At 59.0% G+C, this 2,786-nt stretch carries 2 protein-coding genes and 1 pseudogene; 2 read left to right on the forward strand and 1 reads right to left on the reverse strand.

Going from position 1 to position 2,786, the window contains the following annotated elements; all coding sequences use genetic code 11:
* Positions 1-167: 167 nt before the first annotated feature.
* Positions 168-420, forward strand: a pseudogene (locus tag Q1B15_RS04125) (IS6 family transposase); the annotation flags it as partial.
* 236 nt (positions 421-656) lie between these two features.
* Here Q1B15_RS04125 and Q1B15_RS04130 read toward each other — a convergent pair.
* The gene (locus Q1B15_RS04130) at positions 657-1,757 is read right to left on the reverse strand and encodes an AarF/ABC1/UbiB kinase family protein (protein ID WP_299750585.1); all 1,101 of its coding nucleotides are present in this window, start codon (positions 1,755-1,757) and stop codon (positions 657-659) included.
* A gap of 388 nt (positions 1,758-2,145) precedes the next feature.
* Here Q1B15_RS04130 and Q1B15_RS04135 point away from each other — a divergent pair, with 388 nt between their 5' ends.
* Positions 2,146-2,700, forward strand: coding sequence for an alpha/beta hydrolase (locus tag Q1B15_RS04135; RefSeq protein ID WP_299750587.1), 555 nt, complete (start codon positions 2,146-2,148; stop codon positions 2,698-2,700).
* The last annotated feature ends 86 nt before the right edge of the window (positions 2,701-2,786 follow it).

Genomic DNA, 2,786 nt, shown 5'->3' on the forward strand with positions numbered 1-2,786 from the left:
GTTCGCATCCATCGGTGCGAACGCCACTACATTGTCTGGCTGGAGGAAGATCGCCCAGTCGTCATCGCCATCCTGCACGAGCGGATGGACTTTGTGCAGCGGCTGAAGGACCGGCTCTAGGGTATTGTCAGGTTGCCTGTCCCCGCCTGTGAGGCGACCGCAGGAAGATGATATTGTCTGTCCCCTCGTCGGCCCTGAAGGGGTATCGTTTTCCACGCTCGGTCATTGGCTCTGCCGTTTGGGCGTACCACCGCTTCCCCCTCAGCCTGCGGAACGTTGAGGATCTTCTGGCAGAACGCGGCCACCGTGTGCCACGAAACGATCCGGGATTCGGTGGCGAAATTTGGAACACAGATTGCGGCCAAAATCCGTCGCGGTCGCCCCCGGCCCGCCGACAAGTGGCACCTGGACGGTGTTGTCACATTAACTCAGTTATCGGCAGATTTCGTCTTCTTGATGGGACTTGGAATCTCGTAAGTCGTTGAAAGCCAGTAAAACGAATTTTCAAAAACTTCGATATTTCGACTTAGAAAAGTTAATTTGACAACGCCATCAGGATGCCTACCGCCAGGTGAGTCGCCCCGCAACCTGACGATGCCAGTCCGCCATAAGCGCATCACCAGCGGCGCGGGTGGAGGGCCAATCGGTCATCAGGTTCATTCCAGGGATTGATCGCGGCAGTGGGTTTCGACCATTGGGCGCAGTGCGACACGCGCGCGAAGTTTGGTGGCCATCAGATACATCCCGCCGATCTTGCGGTGCAGGAACAGCGTGGCAGCGGGTGGCACATGGGCAAGCTCGCGGTCATTGCCTATGGCCAAGCCCATGTCGCGAAGAGTTTCCAGCAGCGTGCTGGTACCAAAATCAAAGGGCGCATCCTGCCGGACCGGGCCCATGGCGACGTTGAACATGGACTGGATCAGCGCCTGATGATGCGGCGCGGTATCTGCGCCAAAGTATCCGATGCGCAGCATGGCGCGGTGCGTGGCGGCATCGCCACCATCCAGCGCCACTCGGGCGAGCGCGCGAAAATCGGCGGCAAGGGCGGGGGCAACGGGCTGCACGGCACCGAAATCCAGCAGGACGATGCGGCCAGTTTTGGGATCAAAGCGGTAATTGGCAAGGTTGGGGTCGGTCTGCATCGCGCCGAATACGAACAACTCGCGCAGCACAAGGTCGATCAGGGCGGCGGCAACCCGGTCACGCTGGCCTTGCGGCGCGTCCACCAGACTGTCCAGTGGCACGCTTTCCATGTAGCGCATCGCGAGCACTTGGGACGTGCACAGCGCGTCATGCAGGGTGGGCAGCGCGAAGATGTCGGACCCCACCAGAAGGCTGTCGAACTGCCTTAGATGCTGCGCTTCGGCCAGATAGTCGGCCTCGGCGTGCAACTGACGCTTGGCCTCAGACAGCAGGGGGGACAGGTCCATCCCGCGGGGCATCAGGCCTGGCAGGCGCAAAAGGGTGGCCACGTTGTCCACATCGCTGTCAATGCTGGCGCGGACACCGGGGTATTGCACCTTGATCGCCAAGTCGGTGCCATCGGGCAGCGCGGCCCGGTGCACCTGCCCGATGGAGGCGGCGGCAAAGGGGCGCACGTCAAAGCGGGCAAAGCGGCTGTACCAGCCCGGCCCCCATTCGGCATTCAGCACGGTTTGCAGCTGTTTGGGGGGCATGTGACGGGCATCACCGCGCATCCGCGACAGGATCGCGGTCAGCTCCCCGGGCAGCACAATCCCGGTATCCATCGACAGCATCTGCCCCAGCTTCAGCGCCGCTGTCGTTGTACCCCAATTAAGGAAAATCTACGGTTTCGGGCAAATTTTGGCGTTTTTTGTACCCCTATTTAGGATACTTCCACAGGCTATGGACAATTTTGAATGATTGTTTCGGACTGCCAAATTTCTGCGTGCAAATCACTATTGCGTAACGATCATCGCCAGACCTGTGACTGTACCCCAATAGAACGCTTTGGCGTCAATTCGATGAGACTTATCCACAGATTATCTTGTATCCAATTTAGGGGCACAGTATCCCAATTAAAGACACAGTATCATAATTAAGGGTACAATCAGCCATTGAAACCAAAGAGAAAATGCAAGCCCGATTCTCCTCAATTAGAGCACAACGACACCGGGCGCGGCGCTGGTCTTTGCCTTTCACGGCACGGGCGGTGACGAGAACCAGTTCTTTGAACTGGCGCAACAGCTTTTGCCCAGGGCGGGCGTTGTCTCGCCCCGGGGCGATGTCTCGGAAATGGGGGCGGCGCGCTTCTTTCGGCGCACTGGCGAAGGCGTCTATGACATGGACGATCTTGCTCGCCGCACCGGAGCGATGGCTGAATTCGTGGCAGCGCATAAGGCCCAGAACCCAAACGCGCCGGTCTATGGCTTTGGCTACTCGAACGGGGCAAACATCCTTGCCTCTGTCGCAATGGCACACCCCGATCTGTTCGACCGGATCGCACTTTTGCATCCGCTAATCCCCTGGGAACCGGAGGCCGTCCCAGCCCTTGCGGACAAGCGGGTTCTGATCACCGCAGGGAAACATGACCCGATCTGTCCATGGCCGATGAGCCAGCGATTGATCGACTGGTTCACAACGCAGGGCGCACAGGTGTTCACAAAAGTCCACGAGGGTGGCCACGATCTGCGCCAGCCAGAGCTGCTGGCCCTGGAAGCCCTTCTGAAAGCTCCGTGACAAAGCGCGTATGTACCTAACCGAACCGAGCGCGTAACTCCCAAGCACCCTAGTCCCCTGATTCAGCTAATCTGCGGGTATAGATG

The organism is uncultured Boseongicola sp., assembly GCF_937988555.1.
In the GTDB taxonomy this organism is placed as follows: Bacteria; Pseudomonadota; Alphaproteobacteria; order Rhodobacterales; family Rhodobacteraceae; genus Boseongicola.

Coding starts and splice junctions, on each gene's coding strand:
- Q1B15_RS04130 (WP_299750585.1), bottom strand. CDS start 1,757: ATGCTGTCGATGGATACCGGGATTGTGCTGCCCGGGGAGCTGACCGCG.